The sequence below is a fragment of the Arhodomonas sp. KWT genome (assembly GCF_010993615.1).
The window spans coordinates 1-503 of sequence record NZ_WNXE01001166.1; the positions used below are offsets into that span (position 1 = coordinate 1).

Sequence of the window (503 nt, forward strand, 5' to 3'; positions counted from 1 at the left end):
CCGCCCGTGAGCGCGCCTGACCCGCTCGCCCCCCCGCCGGCCCGCCACGCCGCGCCACGCCCCCCCGTGGAGCGGGTGAGCGGCCGGCTGACGGTGGAGCGCTACAGCGCCGGGGAGCGCGGCTCCGGCGACGGCGTGTTCCCGGAGGAGGCACCCGTCGCCGTGGTGGTGAACGACACCGACTACGCGGTGATGCTGGCCTCCCCGGCGGACGTCGAGGACTTCGTCCACGGCTTCCTGCTCACCGAGGGCGTCATCCGCGACACCGCCGAGGTCGACTCGGTAACGGTCACCGACCGCCCGGAAGGCGTGGTCGCCCATGCCCGGCTCCACGGCGCCCTCCCCGGCCACCTCCGGCGCGAGCGCGCCACACCGGGGATGAGCAGCTGCGGCCTGTGTGGCGTGCGCAGCCTGCAGGAGGCGCTGCGCCCGGTCCGGCCGGTGGCGGACGGCCCCGTATTCACCCCCGCGGCGCTATTCGCGGCCATGGCCGCACTGCCGGA

At 76.7% G+C, this 503-nt stretch carries 1 protein-coding gene; it reads left to right on the plus strand.

Annotated elements, in window-relative coordinates:
• Nucleotides 1-75 precede the first annotated feature (75 nt).
• On the plus strand, nucleotides 76-503 hold a 428-nt coding region (locus tag G7A99_RS24765), incomplete at its 3' end, for a formate dehydrogenase accessory sulfurtransferase FdhD (RefSeq protein ID WP_205600066.1).